Here is a 20,917-nt window from a genome sequence, read left to right as displayed (position 1 = left end):
CAGACACAAGAAAGTATTTTCTTTGTCTCTCATATTTTGCCTTTTTTAATGATTAAACCAGCAAGGAGATTGCTATGGCATTATCTCAGCCAGCAACGTTCAATGAAGAATGGTCAGATGAGCGTGTATTTGCCTACTTAACTCAGCTTCCTCCTGAAGGTGTGAATGGCGATTTTCATGTGTTGTACCATGCATTTAAACACATGCGCCCAAGTGATTATGAGCGACTGCTCACCCAATTTAAAACGGATGGTCGCGACATTAACGCTACCAATCCCGAAGGTCAGCGCATCCATGACGTAATTGCCGCTTACCCACGTCAGGCAGCACCGTTTTTAGAAGTCTTGGCTAAATTTGCCTAACTCTTCAAAAACAGCAATTTTAAAATGCCAGCTCAGTACGATAGAACTGGCATTTTTTATGTCTGTAAAAACCACATCCAAAGTGGAAAAGTCAAACCGAAGCACAAAGTTTGCAAACTAATGATTGCTGCCATGAGCTGGCTGTCCCCTTGAAAATATTTGGTTAGGACATAGGCTGCTGAGGCCGTCGGCAGTGAGAAGAATACCACCACAATCATGGTTTCAAATGTTGCTAAACCAAATAAAAGACAGCCTACATAGGCCAAAATAGGCACCAAGATTAAACGCCCAAAAGTGTTTAAAATTAGCGCTCGGCCAGCATATTTTAACGCATCAAACTGGAGTGCTGCGCCCACACACAATAGCCCAAGCGGGAGGCTCATCCCTGCTACTAGCTTTAAAGATTGGTTAATGCTCTCGGACAAATGCATACCTGAAAAATTAAAAATGATCCCGACCAGACAGGCGAGAATCAGTGGATTTTTCGCAACAGACCACGCAATATTTTTATAAGACAGTCCCTGCCCTTGAGAAAAACCAAGTACGGAAAGTACATTCACTAAAGGAATAACAAAGGCAATAATCATGGCAAAGACTTGCATCCCTGCAGCGCCAAAAATCAAAGCCATACTGGTCAAACCAATATAAGTATTGAAACGAATATGACTCTGCAAATAGACGCCAAATTGCGCCACAGGCGTACCATACACCGCTTTTAATACCCACAGCACCACACTCATCAGCAAGGTCACACTAAAGACCACAGCAAGCGCTGGCAAGACTTGCCCGACATTAAAATGAACGGTGGCTAGACTACTGAACAGCAAAACAGGAAACAAAATCCAATAATTCAGTCTTTCAGCGCCTTGCCAAAATTCTACCGTTAAAAAGCGATACCGCTTTAATACATACCCCATGGCAATGAGTACTACCAATGGAATTAATGCATCAATAATTTGCATGACTGGATGCCTAAACTGAATGATTAAGAAAAAGCCTGCAATCCGCAGGCTTTCTTTTTAAACTAAAATTTCTCGCTTACCGTTCGCACCTTGCGCACTCACGATCCCATTTTCTTCCATTTGGTCGACAATCCGCGCGGCACGGTTATAGCCCAAACTAAACTTACGTTGTAGCGAGGACACCGAAACCTTGCGTGTTTCCAATACAAAGGATACGCACTGGTCATAAAGTGCATCACGGTTTGGATCGCCATCACCATCTTCAAAGCCACGAGAACTTGGCTCTTCATCAAACGGCGTTAGGATTTCATCAACATAATTTGGCGAGCCACGTTCACGCCAAGCATCACAGATGCGGTTCACTTCATCATCAGCAATAAAGGCACCATGTACACGTTCAGGTTCAATTTTACCCGGCCCTAAGAACAACATATCACCATGACCCAGTAAGTCTTCCGCCCCACCAGCATCCAAAATCGTGCGAGAGTCAATTTTTGAGTTCACACGTAAAGCCACACGTGTTGGGATATTGGCTTTAATCAGACCCGTAATTACATCGACCGATGGACGCTGCGTTGCAAGTAACAAATGAATGCCTGCGGCACGTGACTTTTGTGCCAAACGCGTAATCATTTCTTCAGCTTTCTTACCGACCTGCATAATCATATCGGCAAACTCGTCCGCCACAATCACAATCGATGGTAATGGGGTCAAACGTGGTGCACGCTCACCGGCAACCGAATCACTGGCTTTCCAGGTCGGATCAATCAGCTCTTCGCCATTGGCAATCGCTTCTTCCACTTTGCGGTTATAGTCCGCTAGCTTACGAATTTTTAAGAAAGACATCAGCTTATAGCGACGTTCCATTTCATTCACACACCAGTTCAATGCACTGACCGCATCTTTCATATCAGTCACAACTGGGGTGAGCAAATGTGGAATATCGTTATAGTTAGCAAGTTCTAACTGTTTCGGGTCAATCAAAATTAAACGCAACTCATTCGGCGTATATTTCAATAACATCGATAAAATCATCGAGTTCACTGCAACAGACTTACCTGAACCTGTGGTGCCTGCAACCAGCATATGCGGGGCTTTACCTAAGTCAGCAATGACAGGATTACCTGAAATATCTTTGCCCATTGCCATCGAAAGAATGCTATTCGGATCGGTAAAAGCAGGAATGGTCAACAACTCGATTAAACGCACCATTTCACGTGTGCTATTCGGCACTTCAATCCCGATATACGGTTTACCCGGAATAACTTCAACCACACGTACAGATGCCATGGACATTGAACGCGCAAGGTCACGGGAAATATTGGTCACTTTAGAGGCTTTCACGCCCGGTGCTAAATCCAACTCAAAACGAGTTACTACTGGCCCGGGCTGCGCTTCGACCACTTTGGCTTTGACATTGAACTCTTGTAATTTAATTTCAAGCAATTCAGATAAACGTGCCAACTGTTCAGCTGTGAAATTGACTTTTTTATTCAGGTCAACTTCATCCAGTAAATCCAGTCCTGGCAGTGGTGATAAATCACGACGACGCTCTGCTACTTGCATGGACAAAGACATTGGACGGCCTGATGCATCAGTCAATGGCGCATCAAAGTCAAACTCTTCTTCATCTTGCGGTTTTCCAGCGGTATCTTGCCATGCTTCAATAAACGCTTCTTTGGACAAAACTTCTTTGGCTACAGCAGCTGTAGCACTTGTGCTTACGGTATTATGATGCTGAATGGGTGCTTGTACAAAAGCTGATGACTGCGCATAGCTGCTGCTGGTCCGTACATCTGAAGCAGCTACTTTCTGCTCTGACCAATCCTCAGCAAGGAATTCGTCTAAATCATCCAATTCATCAAGCTGTGCTTTTGCAATTCCACTCGGCGCTGGTTGTAATGCAACGGGACTTGCAGCAGCACTTAAGGTTGCAACCTCGGCTACCGCAATTGGATCTTCAACCACATGTAAATGAGACACCAGTTCAGGTGTATTGAATGGGCTGTGAACATCCGTTGCTGTTTTGCCATTGGGTACGGCAGCAAGCAGCTCGTCAAAGATTTCATCATCATCCCAGTCGACATTTTTCTTCTGTGCAGGGGCATCGTCTTGGAAATAATGAGGATCAGCAATTGGCGCTGTATGATCTTGCACCACTGCTTGAAAATGTTGTTCTGGGCTAAATGGGCGATCTTCTTCGGCAGCACGAAGTAAAGCATCAATATCATTTTTATGACGTTGATCTTCACCTGAGTTTAATGCACGCCACACTTCCCCTGTCGCTACGACACGCTGACTGTCTTGTTCTAATTGGTGCGCTTTTTCTATAGTCCGCTCAAGCTCTACTTCATCATCCACATCCACATGTTGTTCTTGAACACGTTGCTCTTTGGCCACCATGTCATTAAACAAATGCTCTGCTGAATAGTCGCGCTGAGGTGCTTTAACCGATAGCTCTTGCACGGCTACTGGCGGCTCGACCAATTCCGTTGCTTCAATACCCTTTTTCGGTGCCGTTGCAATCACTTCTTTTTTGACGCTTGGCGTCGTACGATCAAAGGCAGACTCGCTTTCAGGTACGTTACGGTAAAATAAATCTTGTAAATATGCAGGAGTTGCTTTGAGGGTCGCGAAAGTACGGTTCCATTTGATACCGAAAGCCAAGGTCAATAAGACCACGGTAAACACGACCAAAAATAAGGTTGCACCGTAAATGGTTAAAATCTGCGACAAACTTTGTCCCAGTTCATAACCAATAATGCCGCCAGAGGCATTGTCTAAAGTGTCCGCTGGAACTTTCCAAAACAAGAACAGTAAGCTGGCGGTTGCAAGCAAAATAAAGAATTGTGCAGCATAACGAAATGGGCGGTTTAAAAAACTATGCGGCCACCAGACTTGAATGGCTTCAATGAACAAAAACACAGGAATAAGTAGACTTGCCCAGCCTAAAAAACCGAACAGTAGGTCAGCAATCCACGCCCCTGCAACGCCACTGGCATTCGAGACTTGCAAGGTATCACTTGATATATGCATCCAGCCCGGATCAAATGGGGTATAGGTCACGGTAGCAAGGAACAAATAAATGCCAAACGAGACTAAAAATAATGTCATTAATAAGCGCTGTGCATAAGCACCCGACACCTCAGTCATATACTGTCCTGTAACAAATTCTTCATTAATGTTTTTGTTCGAAACCTAAAGCAAAAGTTTCACAATAAACGTCATATTATGCACCTCTTCTTTATAAAAAGATGCACTATTCTTAAATGCTTTATGTATAGCGAGCAGATGATTTTTCCACTTTTTCCCGCTCTACGCCGCATATTTCTTCTATATAGCTCAAATCGATTTGATTGATCAATAATATCGACATTGAACTCACACAACTGTTATAGAGTTTCACGTATAATTCCACAAATTTCTAAATAAAAAAAGGATTCTACGTATGAGCGCTCGTCACTCACGTTTGATTATTCTCGGTTCAGGCCCTGCGGGTTACAGCGCTGCGGTATATGCTGCGCGTGCCAACTTAAAGCCTACATTGATTGCGGGTATCCAACTCGGTGGTCAGCTAACAACAACGACTGAAGTCGATAACTGGCCGGGTGACCCTGAAGGCTTAACAGGTCCTGCACTGATGGAACGTATGCAAGCGCACGCGGAACGTTTTGGTACTGAAATCATCTACGATCATATCAATGAAGTCGACCTTTCTGTACGTCCATTTGTACTCAAAGGTGACATGGATGAGTTCACTTGTGATGCACTGATTATTGCCACAGGTGCAACCGCTCAGTACTTAGGTCTTGAATCTGAAGCTGCTTTTATGGGCCAAGGCGTGAGCGCATGTGCAACCTGTGATGGTTTCTTCTACAAAAACCAAAAAGTGATGGTTGTGGGTGGTGGTAATACTGCCGTTGAAGAAGCACTATATTTGTCTAACATTGCATCGCATGTGACTTTGGTTCACCGTCGTGACTCATTGCGTTCTGAAAAGATCCTTCAAGATCATTTATTTGAAAAGGAAAAAGAAGGCAAAATCAGCATCATTTGGAATCACCAAGTGGATGAGGTTTTAGGTGACAACACGGGTGTAACCGCAGTTCGCTTAAAATCGACTCAAGACGAATCTACACAAGATATTGATGTCCAAGGTTTGTTTGTTGCCATTGGCCACAAGCCAAACAGCGCGATGTTTGATGGTCAATTGAACTTACGTGATGGCTATATTCAAGTTCAAAGCGGTACATCTGGTAATGCCACAGCTGCTTCTGTTGCAGGTGTATTCGCAGCAGGTGACATTGCTGATAGTGTTTATCGTCAAGCGATCACTTCAGCGGGTTCTGGCTGTATGGCTGCGCTAGATGCGGAAAAGTATTTGGATGCTTTAGGCGAATAATCTAAGCCTTGAAAAAGACCGCCTTCCATAGGCGGTTTTTTATGTATGATCTTAAAGTCATTTTTTATCATGTATACACACCACTATGCAGCAGTTACCACCTTCTGAGTATATCTTTCCCGATCCACTTGAAGTTGACCCCGAAGGTGAAGGCTTAATTTGTATCGGTGCAGACCTCTCCCCTTCTACCTTATTTGAAGCCTACACCCATGGTTTGTTTCCATGGTTCTCAACAGGCGAGCCCATTTGCTGGTGGTGCCCCGAGCCACGTTGCATCATCCGTCCGCAGGATTATCAGCCCAGCAAAACCCTCATTCGTAGCATGAAAAAGCAGGATTACCGCATCACCATCAATCAAGCTTTTGAACGGGTGATCCGTGCCTGCTCACTACCACGCAGCTACGCTGATGACACGTGGATCAGTGAAGACATTATAGATGGCTACTGCGCAATGTTTGATGCGGGTTATGGCTATAGCGTTGAAGTTTGGGATCAAACACGCTTAGTTGGTGGATTATACGGCATCAGCATTGGACACGGCTGTTTTGGGGAGTCCATGTTCAGTACCGAAACTGATGTCTCAAAAATGGCATTTTATACGCTGATGTTGATTGGCCGTGAAAATAAGCTGCCTTGGATCGACTGCCAATTGGTCAATGATCATCTTTTAAGCCTCGGTGCTTGTACACTTTCTCGGCAAACCTACTTAAAATCGTTACAAGATGTTGTAAATCAACCCGCTATCGATTGGAAAATGTATCAGGAGGGTGTATTTTCAAGTAAAACAATAGCGCAAAATGCGCGACTGACCGAATAAAGAATAATAGAGGGATTTATCATGAATTCGTATCACCCGAAGTCCCTACTGAATGATTTACAGTATTACATCACGCCACCGCATGACTGTAGCTATCTAGAAAAAAAGTCAGCCCGGATGGTATTTCTCGATCCAGCGCATCGTATTGATGTCGTCACGCTGTCCGAACTTTCTCGTGTAGGTTTTCGCCGGAGTGGTGATTTTGTCTACCGCCCAGAGTGTCATCTGTGTCGACAGTGCCTATCTAGCCGCGTACCTGTACGCGAATTTAAAATGAACAGCAGTCAAAAAAAAGCATGGAAGCGTAATCAAGATCTGACTTTAAAAATTACCCGCACTGCGGATGCCACCAAAAAACATTATGACTTATATGAGCGTTATATCTTTAAACGGCATGCCGATGGAGACATGTTCCCGCCCAGTCGTGATCAGTTTGATAAATTCCTTGTACATAGCTGTACCGAGAGCTTTTTCTTAGAGCTGTGGAAAGAAGACCAACTCATCTGTGTTTCGACCTGCGACCCTTTAGATGATGGCTTATCTGCGGTTTATACCTTTTTTGATCCCGATGAAAACAAACGCTCACTCGGCACTTTCGCCATTTTAAAACAAATCGAGCTCGCCAAAGCACGCGCTTTGCAGTTTGTGTATTTGGGCTATTGGGTGCCGCACTCAGAAAAAATGAACTACAAATCGCAGTATTTACCGCTAGAGTTGCTGATTGATGGTCAGTGGCGCAGACTCAATCATAGCCTGAGCAGCGAGGAAGTGCAGCAACTGGGAAACTCCTTAATGACCACCCTACCTTCGGGGTGGAATAACGCCATTATTAAATAATGACGTTATACAGAAACTCGACTTTTCTCTCATTTAAACAACTCGGAAAAGTCATCACTACACGATTTCACCATAATAATGGCATGTTCACGACCACCATCTGGTTTAGGATAATAATTTTTACGCAAATCAATTTGATGAAAACCGGACTTTTCATACAAGGCAATCGCTGCTTGATTGCTCTCACGAACTTCTAAGAACACTTGTATCGGGTTGTTTTTGAGTTGTGCCAGTGACGCATCTAATAGCTGATACCCCAGCCCTTTGCCTTGCTGGCTTGGATGAATGGCCATCAACAATAAATTGGCCTCATCAAGAACGGGCTGAAGGATACAAAAACCCACCACCTGTCCTGCCTGTTCAATCACAGTACTGTGATAAGACTGCATGGACTCTTGGAACTGTTGTAGGCTCCAAGGATGGGTTTGAACTAAATTTTCAATCCGCGCAACTTGGCTTAAGTCCGCAGCTTGCATTAAACGAATCATCTTCGTTTATCTTTCTAAAATGTGGAGGTCACAGTATAAAAAATTTGTGCTAAAAACCGAACAAAAAAAAGAGCGATTTACATCGCTCAAAGAGCCAAAACTGCTTAAAACCCTAATTTTAGCTTCCACTTCTCAAGTAAAGCGTCGGTGTCGTGATGATTAGGATGAAAACCTGGTTTAAAGTACATGATCATTTCACGTGCCATCCCTGTAATAATTCCTTTCGATGGACTATATGCATAGGTATAAATATCTTTCAGCGCAGCCCTGTTCAATTGTTTATCTTGCTTTAATAACCGAAACACAAAATACGACTGCACGCAGAATAAAATGGCCATGGCTGCAACCAGTGATCCCGTTCGTAGTAGATAGGATTTGATTCCCTTTCCAAAAACTCCTTCAAATACATCATAAGCCACAGCTTTGTGCTCATTTTCTTCAATAGCATGCCATAACCACATGGTTTTCATGGTTTCATCGCTCATCAGCTCTTGAATGTGGTTATTGACCAACAACTGAGAGGCAATAGTTGCAGTAAAATGTTCCAGCGCGGTGGTTGCTGTTAAATCCACTATCTCTTGTGTAATACCCACAGGCTTGCCTAGAAAAGCAAACACCTTACGCGTGGTTTGAATTGCGCGATCGGTATAGCGGTCAAGTGTTGCAACATCGTGCCCATACTTTTGCGCAGAGACATTAAAACCTTCATGCTCTTGTGTGTGCATCGCTTCTTGACCAATGAAGGCTGAAATTTCTTTTTGTAATTCGACATTGTCTTTGATCGAAGGATGCTGTCTAACCGCACGAACACTATCGATAAAAAACATTTCACCTGCTGGAAAGAGTGCTGACAGCGCAGTCATAAAATGGGTCAGTCCAGCTGAACCATTCATCCAATATTCAGGTACGCTTTCAAACTCAAAGTTCATCCGACGTACAGGAAAACTCGCACCCGCACGGTTAGTGATTTTTACCTTCGCATTCATCTTTCTGCTCCTATGAATATCCTGAAGACATCCACTACTTATAGTTGTTTTCGTCTTTTTATCTTACGCGATTGGACTTCACCCATAAGTGCAGTTAGGGTCAGCAAAATATCAGTTTAGGACAGTTTTGAAGGCAGATTGTTAGACAATTAAAATATAAAATCATGTGAATATAAAAAAAGAGGCTAAAAGCCTCTTTTTAATTATGCCGCGACAGTAAGCTCAGCATGTGCTGGACAATGCTTCTTGAGGAAGTTAATTTGCAAAGTAATATTTTGCTCAAATAGCTCCCCATCACAGAACTCAAAGTGATTGCTGTTCAGCATATAGTATTCAGCATTTGGCATTTTCTGTGCTGCAGCACGAATGCATTGTTCGGGAATAATGGTATCGCGTTGACCTGAAATGACCACCACGGGCATAGATAACTGATGTGCAAAACGTACAGGATTATAGTTGGCTATTTCTAAAAAGATACGTGCACGAGTTTTATTTTCCCATTTAGCATTTTCAGGTAATTGAGATAAATACCCATCCCAAGCATCAGGTGTGGTCATTGCTGCAACTTCATGCCCACGACCAATAATTGGACGATAAACAGGTTTGTTGACCCAACCGCCTAACAAGTCCATAAAGCCAGCAGCACTCAATTTTGCCAATTTAGTCAGTGGAACCCCTTTTAGGCTCGACTTACCATCGACGTGAGGTGCTTGTAAAACAATGGCTTTGATTTTTCCATCACGCGCCGCAGTTTGAATGGCATGTCCACCAGAGAATGAATAGCCCCATAGGATAATTTGTTGCGTATCGATTGAATCGAGTGTTCTTACGAAATCGAGCGCAGCTTTCCAGTCTTCTAAATGGCGTTTAGGACTGACCCAATGACGTGGTTGTCCACCGCTTTCACCAAAGCCACGATAATCAAAAGAAAACACAGCGTAGCCTTGTGCTACGAAGCGTTCTGCAAATTTGGGTAAGCCTGCATCCTTAATCATCCCAAAGCCTTGCGCCATAATAATGACTGGAGCTTTACGATTTTGAGAGGGTAACTGCAAGGTGCCAGCGCAACGCGTACCTTGGCTAATAAAGTTGAGTTGTGACGTGTTCATTATACTTATTCCATTATGTCTTGTATTTGCACTCATATGGCGGATGCCATATGAGCAAAATATTGCGCAATTCCTATGCGGCTTTGATTTTACCTTTCGCCTTTATTTGCTTGGCTTCGGTAGACCAGACCAGACCTGGACTTTCTAAAGATTGAGCAAACATTTCAGAGTCCACTTCGTAGTTATGGCTAACAAACCAATCCTTAGACTTCCCTTGGCGAGGCAATTCGTGACAGCCACGCTGTACATAGCCTGCTTGTAAACTTGAAATAATACTTTCGCCAGTATTTTCGCCAGCAGGGGCTACAGGCTTCACTGCAGTCATTTGACGAATATCCAACTCATTAATTAATCGGCAAATATAATCATTGGCTAAATCAATTTTTAAGGTCCAAGGTGCATTGGTGTAACCGAATAAATAAGCAAAGTTAGGTACATCTTCAAGCAAGACACCACGATAGCTCAATTTATCACTTGGATGAATTTGTTCTTGATCAACTGAAAGATTAACTCCGCCCAACATCTGCAATTCTAGACCTGTTGCTGACACAATAATATCTGCGTCTAGCGTTTGCCCTGATTTGAGTAAAATTCCAGTTTCTGTAATGCGTTCAATCTGATCGGTTACGATTGAAGCTTTACCCTCACGAATCACTTCAAATAAGTCATTGTCAGGAATTGCACATAAACGCTCGTCCCAAGGCATATATTTCGGGGTAAAATGCGTCATATCGTATTGTTCACCTAATTCTTTCTGTGCATTAGAAAGTAGGAATGAACGCATTTGTTTCGGGAAACGACGTGAAATCTTATAAATACCGCGTTGCATGAAAATATTACGTTTACGGAAAAATTTATAAACCAATTCTTCAGAGAACACTTTGCGCGCAGCATCAAATAACTTATCAGTATTTGGTACGTTAATTACGTAGCTTGGTGAGCGTTGTAGCATGGTGATATGTGCAGTTTCATTAGCCATCGCTGGAATTAAGGTCACTGCTGTTGCACCGCTGCCAATCACCACCACACGCTTATTACGATGATCTAAGTCTTCAGGCCATTTTTGTGGATGCACAAATTGACCTTTAAAGTTTTCTAGACCCTCAAACTTTGGCGTATAACCCTGATCATGATTATAGTAACCAGTTGCAGAAACCAGAAAATTACACGTAAATTTTTGAGTTTCACCATTCGACTCATTAACAGTTTCTACCGTCCATTTGTTGGTTTGAGTTGAAAAATTTGCTGAAACAATTTTAACGCCATAACGAATTTTTTGATCAACACCAAACTTTTGTGCTGTTTCGCGCAAATATGCTTTGATCTTGTCCGCTGTTGCAAGAACGGTGTCTGTTTTCCATGGATTATATTTATAACCGAAGCTAATGACATCTGAGTCAGAACGAATACCAGGATAGCGGAATAAATCCCAAGTGCCACCTAAGTCTTGTCGACGTTCTAAAATTGTGTAGGTTTTATTCGGGTTTTGCTGAACAAGTTGGCAAGCCATGCCAATTCCAGACAAACCTGCTCCAATGATTACAACATCATATTCCATTTGCATTTTTGCGGCTCCATGTCGCGGTTTTTGTTATTCCGTATTTATACTAGCAATTGATTAAATTTTAACTTGACTTGAGGAGACATATATTTAACTTTAGAAGACATGACAATAATGGTTCATGCAAGTAGAATTCGGGGTTATCTTGAGGTTATGCAAGACCTTAGCTTTGACCCTAAACCTCTGCTTGCACAACACGAGATCACACTTGAACAAATCAGACAGGACGATGCTTGGCTCGATCAAAAAAGCGTTATAGACCTTTACGAGCACACGGCATATCTAGCAAGGTGTCCTGATCTTGGCTACGGATTTCGAAACATCAAGATATTAGCATCTTAGGAATATTGGGCCTCATTATGCAAAGCGCTTCATCGATGCGTGGCATAATTGACTATTCCTCTGATTTTTTATTTTTGCATGGACCTGGCTTAGCAATCTCTTTAAAAGAGCAAAGTTCTCTTTTTGAAGATGCGGTAGATGTAATCTTTGAAATTCGAATTAATAGTTATGTACCACAACGACAGACCATTGATAATTGTTTGGGGACCACACACCGTATTCTCAAATGGCTAGCAGCAGAAAATTATGAACTGAAGGCTGTATCACTTCCGCATATGCCTTTAGTTTCAATCAAGGAATATCAACGTTTCTTTGGTGCACCTATTTTAATTAATCAAAACCGTGCTGCTTTACACCTAAGTAGACACACTTTAGACAGCCAACCGCATAGTACAAACCCTGCCTTGCGGGAAATTGCAGAAGATTATATTCATCGCTACTTTCGAAATCCTGCCGGAAAAGTCAGCGCAAACGTACGAAAGCCCTCCGCCTTCATTTATCCACACCACGTGCAAATAAAATACATGTAGCCAGCATGCTCGCATTACATCCGCGTACCTTACAGCGAAAATTGGCGCAGGAAGGTGCTTCATTTGATGCCATCAAAGACGATATTCGTAAAGAGCTCTCTTTACAGTATCTTTGGCAAACTGATATCTCAATGAGTCAACTGACCGATATTTTAGGATTTTCTGAGCAACCAACCTTAAGCCGGGCCACTAAACGCTGGTTTGAACTTCCGCCGAAACAATTGCGTCAACAAAAAGGAAAACTCGAGCCCCTTATCTCCAACAAGTTAAACAAATGAATTAAATACAATTATAAAAAAAGCGCCCCAAAGGAGCGCTTTTTTTCACACAATCAGATGATTATGCAGTTACTTTAGCAACTACACCAGCACCAACTGTACGGCCACCTTCACGGATCGCAAAACGTAGACCTGGGTCCATTGCGATTGGGTGGATTAATTCTACTGACATTTCTACGTTGTCACCAGGCATAACCATTTCAACGCCATCTTGTAATTTGATCGCGCCAGTTACGTCAGTTGTACGGAAGTAGAACTGTGGACGGTAACCGTTAAGGAATGGAGTGTGACGACCACCTTCTTCTTTAGAAAGTACGTATACTTCTGCATCGAATTTAGTGTGCGGCTTGATTGCACCTGGTTTAGCAAGTACTTGACCACGTTGTACGTCTTCACGCTTAGTACCACGTAGAAGAACACCACAGTTCTCGCCCGCACGGCCTTCGTCTAGAAGTTTACGGAACATTTCTACGCCAGTTACAGTTGTTTTAACTGTATCTTTGATACCAACGATTTCAACTTCTTCGCCTACTTTCACAATACCAGTTTCTACACGGCCAGTTACTACTGTACCACGACCAGAAATAGAGAATACGTCTTCGATTGGCATTAAGAATGCTTGGTCGATTGCACGTACTGGCTCTGGAATGTAAGTATCAAGCGCGTCAACAAGCGCAACAACTGCTTCTTCGCCATACTGACCAGCGTCACCGTTAAGTGCAAGAAGAGCTGAACCACGGATAACTGGAGTGTCATCACCTGGGAAGTCATAAGTAGAAAGAAGTTCACGAACTTCCATTTCTACTAATTCAAGAAGTTCTTCATCATCAACAAGGTCACACTTGTTAAGGAATACAAGAATGTAAGGTACACCAACCTGACGAGAAAGAAGGATGTGTTCACGAGTCTGTGGCATTGGACCATCAGTCGCTGCACATACAAGGATCGCGCCGTCCATCTGAGCAGCACCAGTAATCATGTTTTTAACATAATCGGCGTGGCCCGGGCAGTCTACGTGTGCGTAGTGACGAGTTGGAGAATCGTATTCTACGTGTGAAGTATTAATTGTAATACCACGTGCTTTTTCTTCTGGTGCAGAGTCAATTGCAGCGTAGTCTTTCGCTTCGCCACCGAATTTCTTCGCACATACAGTTGCAATTGCAGCTGTTAAAGTTGTTTTACCATGGTCAACGTGACCGATTGTGCCCACGTTAACGTGTGGCTTATTACGTTCAAACTTAGCCTTAGCCATGAGATCTTCCTTTTTAAACTACTCATGCAGGATCACTGCATGAGCACTTGGTTTTTAACTATGAATTAGTTTGGGCTTATAGTAATCGAAAGATTACTCGTCGTCACCTTTTTTACCGCCAGACTGGAATTTAGAAATGATGCCTTCAGCCACGTTACGTGGAGTTTCAGCATATTTAGCAAATTCCATAGAGTATGTTGCACGGCCTTGAGACATAGAACGCATTTGAGTCGCGTAACCAAACATCTCTGCAAGTGGAACTTCAGCTTTAATTGCTTTAGTACCGCCAGGCAAGTCATCCATACCTTGAACCATACCACGACGACGGTTTAAGTCACCCATGATATCGCCCATGTAGTCTTCTGGAGTTTCTACTTCAACTTTCATGATCGGTTCAAGCAAGATAGGATCTGCTTTCATGAAACCGTCACGGAATGCGTAAGAACCTGCCATCTTGAACGATAATTCGTCCGAATCGACATCGTGGTAAGAACCGTCAAACAATGTAGCTTTAATGCCAACAACTGGGTAACCAGCAAGGACACCATTCTTCATACGCTCTTGGATACCTTTATCCACAGCACCGAAGAATTCTTTAGGAACTACACCACCAACAACTTCTTCAGCGAACTCGTAGTCTTTACCAGCATCAGCATCCATTGGCTCTAAACGTACGTATACGTGACCAAATTTACCTTTACCACCAGTTTGACGAACGAATTTACCTTCTTGTTCAACTGACTTTTTGATCGTTTCACGGTAAGAAACCATTGGTTTACCAATGTTTGCTTCAACACCGAATTCACGCTTCATACGGTCAACAATAATGTCAAGGTGAAGTTCACCCATACCAGCGATGATTGTTTGACCTGACTCTTCATCAGTACGAACGCGGAATGATGGATCTTCCTTAGCCAAACGACCTAAAGCAATTGACATTTTTTCTTGGTCAGCTTTAGTTTTTGGTTCAACAGCCAATGCAATTACTGGCTCTGGGAATTCCATACGCTCAAGTGTGATGACATTTTTCTCATCACAAAGTGTATCACCTGTAGTTACGTCTTTAAGACCTACACACGCAGCGATATCACCCGCACGAATTTCTTCAACGTCTTGACGATCGTTCGCGTGCATTTGCACGATACGGCCGATACGTTCACGTTTAGATTTAACTGGGTTATAAACAGAATCACCTTGTTTAAGAACACCAGAGTAAACACGTACGAAAGTTAAGTTACCTACGAATTTGTCGTTCATGATTTTGAACGCAAGTGCAGAGAACGGAGCTTCGTCAGATGCTTCACGAATCGCTTTAGTTTCAGCTTTATCGTCAAGAACACCTTCAATCGCTTTAACTTCTGTAGGCGACGGTAAGAATTCAATTACTGCGTCCAACATACGTTGAACACCTTTGTTTTTGAATGCTGTACCACAAAGCATTGGTTGAATTTGACAAGCCAAAGTTTGAACACGTAGACCATTAACGATATCTTCTTTAGAAAGATCGCCTTCTTCTAGGTATTTGTCCATTAGCTCTTCAGAAGCTTCAGCAGCAGCTTCAACCATGTTTACACGCCATTCTTCAGCAGTAGCTTGAAGTTCAGCCGGGATTTCACCGTATTCAAACTTCATACCTTGTGAAGCTTCGTCCCAAATGATCGCTTTCATTTCGATCAAGTCGATTACGCCTTGGAAGTTTTCTTCAGCGCCAACAGGGATTACTACAGGTACTGGAGATGCACCTAAACGTGTCTTCATTTGCTCAACAACACGGAAGAAGTTGGCACCAGTACGGTCCATCTTGTTCACGAATGCTAAACGAGGCACTTGGTATTTGTTCGCTTGACGCCATACAGTTTCAGACTGAGGTTGTACACCACCTACAGCACAGTAAACCATACACGCACCATCAAGAACACGCATAGAACGTTCAACTTCAATTGTGAAGTCAACGTGTCCCGGTGTATCAATTACGTTGATACGGTGTTCAGGGAACTGTTTAGACATACCTGACCAGAATGTAGTCGTAGCAGCAGAAGTAATGGTAATACCACGTTCTTGCTCTTGCTCCATCCAGTCCATTGTTGCTGCACCATCGTGTACTTCACCAATTTTGTGAGATACACCTGTGTAGAACAAAATACGTTCTGTAGTCGTGGTTTTACCAGCATCAATGTGCGCAGAAATACCAATGTTACGATAACGAGAAATTGGGGTTTGACGAGCCATGATTTCTTGCATTCCTAAATTTTGTTGTTTAAAACAGGCGCTTTAAGCTGACGAACAGCTTAAAGCGATTCGATGACAGTTTGGCGTAAGCCAAGCTATCACCCTCCTGAATAGGGGCTGTTTTAGTCGCTTAGAAGCGGTAGTGAGAGAATGCTTTGTTGGCTTCAGCCATACGATGCACGTCATCACGTTTTTTAACCGCTGCGCCTTTACCTTCAGCTGCATCAAGCAACTCACCAGCAAGACGTAAAGCCATAGTTTTTTCAGAACGCTTAGCAGCAGCATCTACTAACCAACGCATAGCTAGAGCAGTACGACGGGATGGGCGTACTTCCATAGGTACTTGATAAGTAGCACCACCAACACGGCGTGCTTTTACTTCAACCATAGGACGAACTTTTTCAAGAGTAGTCTCGAAAAATTCAACTGGGTCTACTTTGTTTTTTTCTTGAACGCGGTCTAAAGCACCGTAAACGATACTTTCAGCAATAGATTTTTTACCATCTTGCATTACGTGGTTCATGAATTTAGCGATTGTTTGGCTGCTGAACTTAGGATCCGGAAGGATTTCACGAGCAGCAACTACGCGACGTCTTGGCATTTTAAACTACCTATATATATGACACTTCAGGTTAATCCAGCCGTAGCACAAAGTGTCATGTGCTTTCGCTGGCCTTACTACACGTCGCTTGAATTTCACAAAATTAATGCAGAAATCAGACAAGCGAGACGATAAAGGATTGCAGTTCTAGCGAACTAAGAAGTTAATCTCGAAAGATTATTTCTTAGGACGTTTAGTACCGTATTTAGAACGAGACTGGTTACGATCTTTCACACCAGCACAGTCTAAAGAACCACGAACGGTATGGTAACGTACACCTGGTAAGTCTTTAACACGACCACCACGGATAAGAACAACACTGTGCTCTTGTAGGTTGTGGCCTTCACCACCGATGTAGCTAGAAACTTCAAAGCCAGAAGTTAAACGCACACGGCAAACTTTACGCATTGCTGAGTTAGGTTTTTTAGGTGTAGTTGTGTAAACACGTGTACAAACACCACGACGTTGTGGACAAGCCTTCAACGCAGGAACTTTAGATTTTTCAACTAAAGTCGTACGACCCTTACGGATCAACTGATTTGTTGTTGCCATTTGGCAATTCTCCCGTTAATAAAAAACCCAAAAAAAGACGACTTTTTGAGGGCATGCAATTGTAAGCTAAGACGTAAAAATGGTCAACATTTCAAACTACATGTAATGTTGACCAAATCAGGGCTTTTACAAATTTCTATCTATTTTAAAGGGTTTATTTTTTACTTGGTGCATTTCGTCTTTTTGTAACCTTTTTTTCCGTCGGCTCTACCGCAGATTTTGCTGTGACTTTTGAAGCCGTAGTAGGTTCATTTGGTGCTAAAGACTCATTATTATTCTGTGTAGCCTCCTCAGCCTCATCCACTGGATATAAATCTGCAAGATCTTCTTCCACGTGTAGGGCTGGTTGCTGCGGTGCGACAGCATCATGGGGTTCAACCATTTGATCTGCGAGCTGTTCCAGCCCTTGTTGAACACGTTCTTCGGTTGCGACAGGCGCTGTGACTTTGTCGGACTTTTTCTGAACTTTTACTTTAGCAATACTTTGATGACCATTTAACTCTACTTCAGCTCCAAGCTTCAAATCTGGGCTATCGGTCTCTGATGTACTGCGCTGTGACAGCAGTCTTGGCGAGGCTTTCACCAAAAGCTCAAGTGAGCGTTCATATGCAGTTAAAGCACTCAGGCTGGTATCTTTTTGTTGAATGATATATTGACGGGCTTGTGAAAAAACCAGTTGTGCTTTTTGGTGTACATCATCAACAAGGCGCCAACTATAAGCTGCACTCACCCCTGCACTGGCAATTGGTGTGAGTTTTGCTAACTTATTCAGTAGCGATAGGTTAACAATCGACTGCCCCCATTTCAGCTGACCATCGGCATTGGTCAACCATTTCTTTAAGGCTTCAATATCATTGCTTGAACCTAAAAGCTGTTGTAACTGAGAGACATCATGGGTTTGCAAGGTACTTGAAATGGCTTTTATCGCCATCAACAAAGTTTGTTTTTCCGCAATCAGCCCAAGATCAATCTGTTTAAAAATGAACTGTACGATATCTTGATCGGACTCTTTACTTAAGTCAAAACCATAAGAGCGCCCCACTTGGTAGATCATACGTAACGACATCACCAAGGAAGCGGGTACATCTACGGTTGAACCCACAAAGCCCGTTGCTCCAGTCAGTGCGCCTTGCAAGATAGCAATAATTTTATTTTGTTCGGACAATGCCAGACTAATCCGCTTTGAACGGTCGACATCTTGGGTCAGCATTTCTAAATCACGCACGCCCGCTTCATCTAAAACCGCATCGACCGAGCTCATACTCGAGCTAAATTGATTAAGCTGGCTAAAAAAATAATCTGCGGCTTTATCGGAAAGTTGTGGCGACACAAAATGCGCGACTCGATTTGCGTTGACATAATGACGTCCCAATAAATGCCGTGATACTGTCGGCAGATGGTCTCTTAAGACTTGCTGCGGATTTTCATAACGCTTATTTTTCGATTTTGTTTTTGTGCTTGCACTATCACCAGTTGTAGCATTGGTCAGTGCTGAGACCGTATCTGGGCTCACTTGGTTTAATATGTTTAAACCTGTATGGCTGAGCTTTTTAGCCACTCCGAAGGCATTTGAAAAGAAACCACTGCGCTGTTTATTGTTTGAATCCGCCATTCCGTACCCCGTGCTTTATAATCTTTCATTTCTAGCTAAATACTAGGTGTAGTACGCATTTATCTCAATAAGAATATGTGTCTTTTAGTAAAGTTGAAATGCCCTGCTCCCGATTTTAAGACAAGTCAAATTGGCATAGGATTTGCCATAAGAATTAAAAATTCTTTCTGCTATTATGATCTGCATTGAAAACATAAGAGTTGCAATTGGCTTAGAAATAAATTGTTGATTCATCTTTAAGCGTAACTCTGCAAAACCACCATATAAGGGATCTTTAAATGAAACGTGTAGTAATCACTGGCATGGGTATCAACTCATGTATCGGTAATACTTTGGAAGAAGTTACTCATGCATTACAAAACGGGATTTCTGGGACACGTTTTAACCCAACCTATGCTGAACTCAATTTTAAAAGCCATATCAGCGCTGCTGCTGAACAAGACTTTGATGGCATCGACCGTAAGCTAAAACGCTTTATGGGTGTTTGTGCCATGTATGCATACAATGCTGCGGTTGCTGCGGTTGAAAATGCAGGCTTAACAGCAGAGCAAATTGGTGGCAACCCACGCTATGGTATCGCGGGCGGTTCAGGTGGTGGTTCAACTGCGTCTGTAGTTGAAATGAAAGAATTGTTAGACACCAAAGGCGCACGTAAAGTTGGTCCGTTCTTCGTACCACGTAATATGTCGAACACAATTACAGCAAACGTTGGCGTTGCTTTTAAAATGCAAGGTGTTGCACACACCATTACTAGCGCATGCGCAACGTCTGCTGATGCCATTGGTTATGCCTATAACCTGATTCAATTGGGCAAGCAAGACTTAATGCTTGCAGGCGGTGGTGAAGAAGATCACTGGTCTCAAAGCCTGTTATTTGATGCAATGGGTGCACTGTGCTCAAAATACAATGACACACCAGAAACAGCGTCTCGTCCTTACTCTGCTGACCGTGACGGTTTCGTGATTGCTGGCGGTGGCGGTTTTGTAGTGCTTGAGTCTTTAGAACATGCGCAAGCACGTGGTGCCAACATTTTGGCTGAAGTTGTAGGCTATGCTGCAAACTCTGACGGTGCAGACATGGTTGCGCCATCGGGTGAAGGGGCGACACGTTGTGTACTGATGGCACTTGAAGAAGCAAAACAACACGGCGTAGACAAAATTGACTATGTGAATACGCACGGTACGTCGACGCCTGCTGGTGACATCACTGAATTGAAAGCAATGGAACGTGCATTTGGCGAAGGTCAAGTTCCTCCACTCAGCTCGACCAAGTCAATGACAGGTCATAGCTTGGGTGCTGCTGGCGTACAAGAAGCGATCTACTCAGTCCTAATGATGCAAAATGACTTTATTGCACCAAACATCAACGTGACTGAACTGGATGAAGGCGCAAAACCATTTGATATCGTGCTTGAAAAACGTGACGCAAAATTGAATACTGTGATGAGTAACAGTTTCGGTTTTGGCGGCGTAAATGCATGTCTCATTTTCAAAAAGTGGGAAGGCTAAGCCGCCCATTTTAGGGTGACTTGATGGATGCTCCTTCTGATGCTTTCTTGTGGGTAAAAGCATTACATATTATTGCCGTGGTGTGTTGGTTCGCTGCATTGTTCTACTTACCACGGCTCTATGTTTACCATGCCATGAGTGATGATGCCGTCAGTCATCAACGTTTCGAGGTCATGGAACGCAAGTTGTACCGTGGCATTATGTGGCCGTCGATGATTGCAACACTGATCACGGCACACTTCTTGGTGGATTGGGGTGATGCAACGCGCCACTACCATGAAGCCCTGTGGTTCTACCTCAAAGTCGGCTTGGTTGGACTGTTAGTGATTTATCACTTTATCTGCGGTTATTACCGTAAGAAATTGATTGGTCATGCGCACTACAAGTCACACAAGTTCTGGCGCTTCTTTAATGAAATGCCGACCCTCATTTTATTTGCTGTGGTGATTTTAGTCGTGGTTAAACCGACATTTTAAAATCCCACACTTA

Annotated in this window: 19 protein-coding genes; 8 read left to right on the top strand and 11 right to left on the bottom strand. The window is 43.1% G+C overall.

Features of this window, described 5'->3' with window-relative positions:
* Positions 1–74 precede the first annotated feature (74 nt).
* On the top strand, positions 75–362 hold the full coding sequence (locus tag JZ787_RS11890) for a PA4642 family protein (RefSeq protein ID WP_004694907.1): 288 nt from the start codon (positions 75–77) through the stop codon (positions 360–362).
* A 56-nt stretch (positions 363–418) separates the two neighbouring features.
* On the opposite strand, the gene JZ787_RS11885 is transcribed toward JZ787_RS11890, so the two are convergent.
* A complete protein-coding gene (locus JZ787_RS11885) occupies positions 419–1,324 on the bottom strand; it encodes an AEC family transporter (protein WP_346312384.1) in 906 nt (301 codons plus the stop codon).
* 57 nt (positions 1,325–1,381) lie between these two features.
* Positions 1,382–4,477 carry a DNA translocase FtsK 4TM domain-containing protein gene (locus tag JZ787_RS11880; RefSeq protein WP_346312383.1) on the bottom strand — a complete coding sequence of 1,032 codons (3,096 nt, stop codon included), beginning with the start codon at positions 4,475–4,477 and terminating at the stop codon, positions 1,382–1,384.
* Between the two features lie 295 nt (positions 4,478–4,772).
* Here JZ787_RS11880 and trxB point away from each other — a divergent pair, with 295 nt between their 5' ends.
* The 3 genes from trxB (at position 4,773) to JZ787_RS11865 (ending at position 7,380) form a co-directional block, all read left to right on the top strand.
* Positions 4,773–5,726: a thioredoxin-disulfide reductase gene (gene trxB, locus JZ787_RS11875; RefSeq protein WP_004694912.1), complete on the top strand. Its 954-nt coding sequence runs from the start codon at positions 4,773–4,775 to the stop codon at positions 5,724–5,726.
* 85 nt (positions 5,727–5,811) lie between these two features.
* Positions 5,812–6,543, top strand: coding sequence for a leucyl/phenylalanyl-tRNA--protein transferase (gene aat / locus JZ787_RS11870; RefSeq protein ID WP_130235182.1), 732 nt, complete (start codon positions 5,812–5,814; stop codon positions 6,541–6,543).
* 21 nt (positions 6,544–6,564) lie between these two features.
* Positions 6,565–7,380 carry an arginyltransferase gene (locus tag JZ787_RS11865; RefSeq protein WP_004694916.1) on the top strand — a complete coding sequence of 272 codons (816 nt, stop codon included), beginning with the start codon at positions 6,565–6,567 and terminating at the stop codon, positions 7,378–7,380.
* Positions 7,381–7,409: 29 nt separating this feature from the next.
* On the opposite strand, the gene rimI is transcribed toward JZ787_RS11865, so the two are convergent.
* From rimI to JZ787_RS11845, 4 genes are all read right to left on the bottom strand, one after another.
* On the bottom strand, positions 7,410–7,868 hold the full coding sequence (gene rimI / locus JZ787_RS11860) for a ribosomal protein S18-alanine N-acetyltransferase (RefSeq protein WP_218289368.1): 459 nt from the start codon (positions 7,866–7,868) through the stop codon (positions 7,410–7,412).
* Between the two features lie 104 nt (positions 7,869–7,972).
* Entirely contained in the window at positions 7,973–8,854 is an 882-nt protein-coding gene (locus JZ787_RS11855) for a metal-dependent hydrolase (RefSeq protein ID WP_346312382.1), read from the bottom strand.
* Positions 8,855–9,057: 203 nt separating this feature from the next.
* A complete protein-coding gene (locus JZ787_RS11850; RefSeq protein WP_346312381.1) occupies positions 9,058–9,963 on the bottom strand; it encodes an alpha/beta fold hydrolase in 906 nt (301 codons plus the stop codon).
* Between the two features lie 73 nt (positions 9,964–10,036).
* Positions 10,037–11,527 carry an NAD(P)/FAD-dependent oxidoreductase gene (locus JZ787_RS11845; RefSeq protein ID WP_346312380.1) on the bottom strand — a complete coding sequence of 497 codons (1,491 nt, stop codon included), beginning with the start codon at positions 11,525–11,527 and terminating at the stop codon, positions 10,037–10,039.
* A 308-nt stretch (positions 11,528–11,835) separates the two neighbouring features.
* Here JZ787_RS11845 and JZ787_RS11840 point away from each other — a divergent pair, with 308 nt between their 5' ends.
* Positions 11,836–12,396, top strand: coding sequence for an AraC family transcriptional regulator ligand-binding domain-containing protein (locus JZ787_RS11840; protein WP_346312555.1), 561 nt, complete (start codon positions 11,836–11,838; stop codon positions 12,394–12,396).
* Between the two features lie 5 nt (positions 12,397–12,401).
* On the top strand, positions 12,402–12,674 hold the full coding sequence (locus JZ787_RS11835; protein WP_159152999.1) for a helix-turn-helix domain-containing protein: 273 nt from the start codon (positions 12,402–12,404) through the stop codon (positions 12,672–12,674).
* A 61-nt stretch (positions 12,675–12,735) separates the two neighbouring features.
* On the opposite strand, the gene tuf is transcribed toward JZ787_RS11835, so the two are convergent.
* The 5 genes from tuf to JZ787_RS11810 all read right to left on the bottom strand — a co-directional run bounded on the left by tuf (position 12,736) and on the right by JZ787_RS11810 (position 18,920).
* The gene (gene tuf / locus JZ787_RS11830) at positions 12,736–13,926 is read right to left on the bottom strand and encodes an elongation factor Tu (RefSeq protein ID WP_010325730.1); all 1,191 of its coding nucleotides are present in this window, start codon (positions 13,924–13,926) and stop codon (positions 12,736–12,738) included.
* Positions 13,927–14,019: 93 nt separating this feature from the next.
* On the bottom strand, positions 14,020–16,155 hold the full coding sequence (gene fusA / locus JZ787_RS11825; protein ID WP_010326001.1) for an elongation factor G: 2,136 nt from the start codon (positions 16,153–16,155) through the stop codon (positions 14,020–14,022).
* 130 nt (positions 16,156–16,285) lie between these two features.
* A complete protein-coding gene (rpsG, locus tag JZ787_RS11820; protein WP_004694929.1) occupies positions 16,286–16,756 on the bottom strand; it encodes a 30S ribosomal protein S7 in 471 nt (156 codons plus the stop codon).
* 177 nt (positions 16,757–16,933) lie between these two features.
* Positions 16,934–17,308: a 30S ribosomal protein S12 gene (gene rpsL, locus JZ787_RS11815; protein ID WP_002050319.1), complete on the bottom strand. Its 375-nt coding sequence runs from the start codon at positions 17,306–17,308 to the stop codon at positions 16,934–16,936.
* Between the two features lie 154 nt (positions 17,309–17,462).
* On the bottom strand, positions 17,463–18,920 hold the full coding sequence (locus JZ787_RS11810; protein WP_346312379.1) for an EcsC family protein: 1,458 nt from the start codon (positions 18,918–18,920) through the stop codon (positions 17,463–17,465).
* 278 nt (positions 18,921–19,198) lie between these two features.
* Here JZ787_RS11810 and JZ787_RS11805 point away from each other — a divergent pair, with 278 nt between their 5' ends.
* Positions 19,199–20,428 (top strand): beta-ketoacyl synthase N-terminal-like domain-containing protein, encoded by a 1,230-nt coding sequence (locus JZ787_RS11805; RefSeq protein WP_004694933.1) that lies wholly within the window; start codon positions 19,199–19,201, stop codon positions 20,426–20,428.
* A 23-nt stretch (positions 20,429–20,451) separates the two neighbouring features.
* Complete coding sequence (locus JZ787_RS11800) at positions 20,452–20,904, top strand: CopD family protein (protein WP_236770540.1); 453 nt, start codon at positions 20,452–20,454, stop codon at positions 20,902–20,904.
* The last annotated feature ends 13 nt before the right edge of the window (positions 20,905–20,917 follow it).

The organism is Acinetobacter sp. BWR-L5 (assembly GCF_039655985.1).
Lineage (GTDB): Bacteria > Pseudomonadota > Gammaproteobacteria > Pseudomonadales > Moraxellaceae > Acinetobacter > Acinetobacter johnsonii.
Note: the sequence above shows the minus strand (reverse complement) of the source record. Positions and strands in the feature narration are given on the sequence as shown.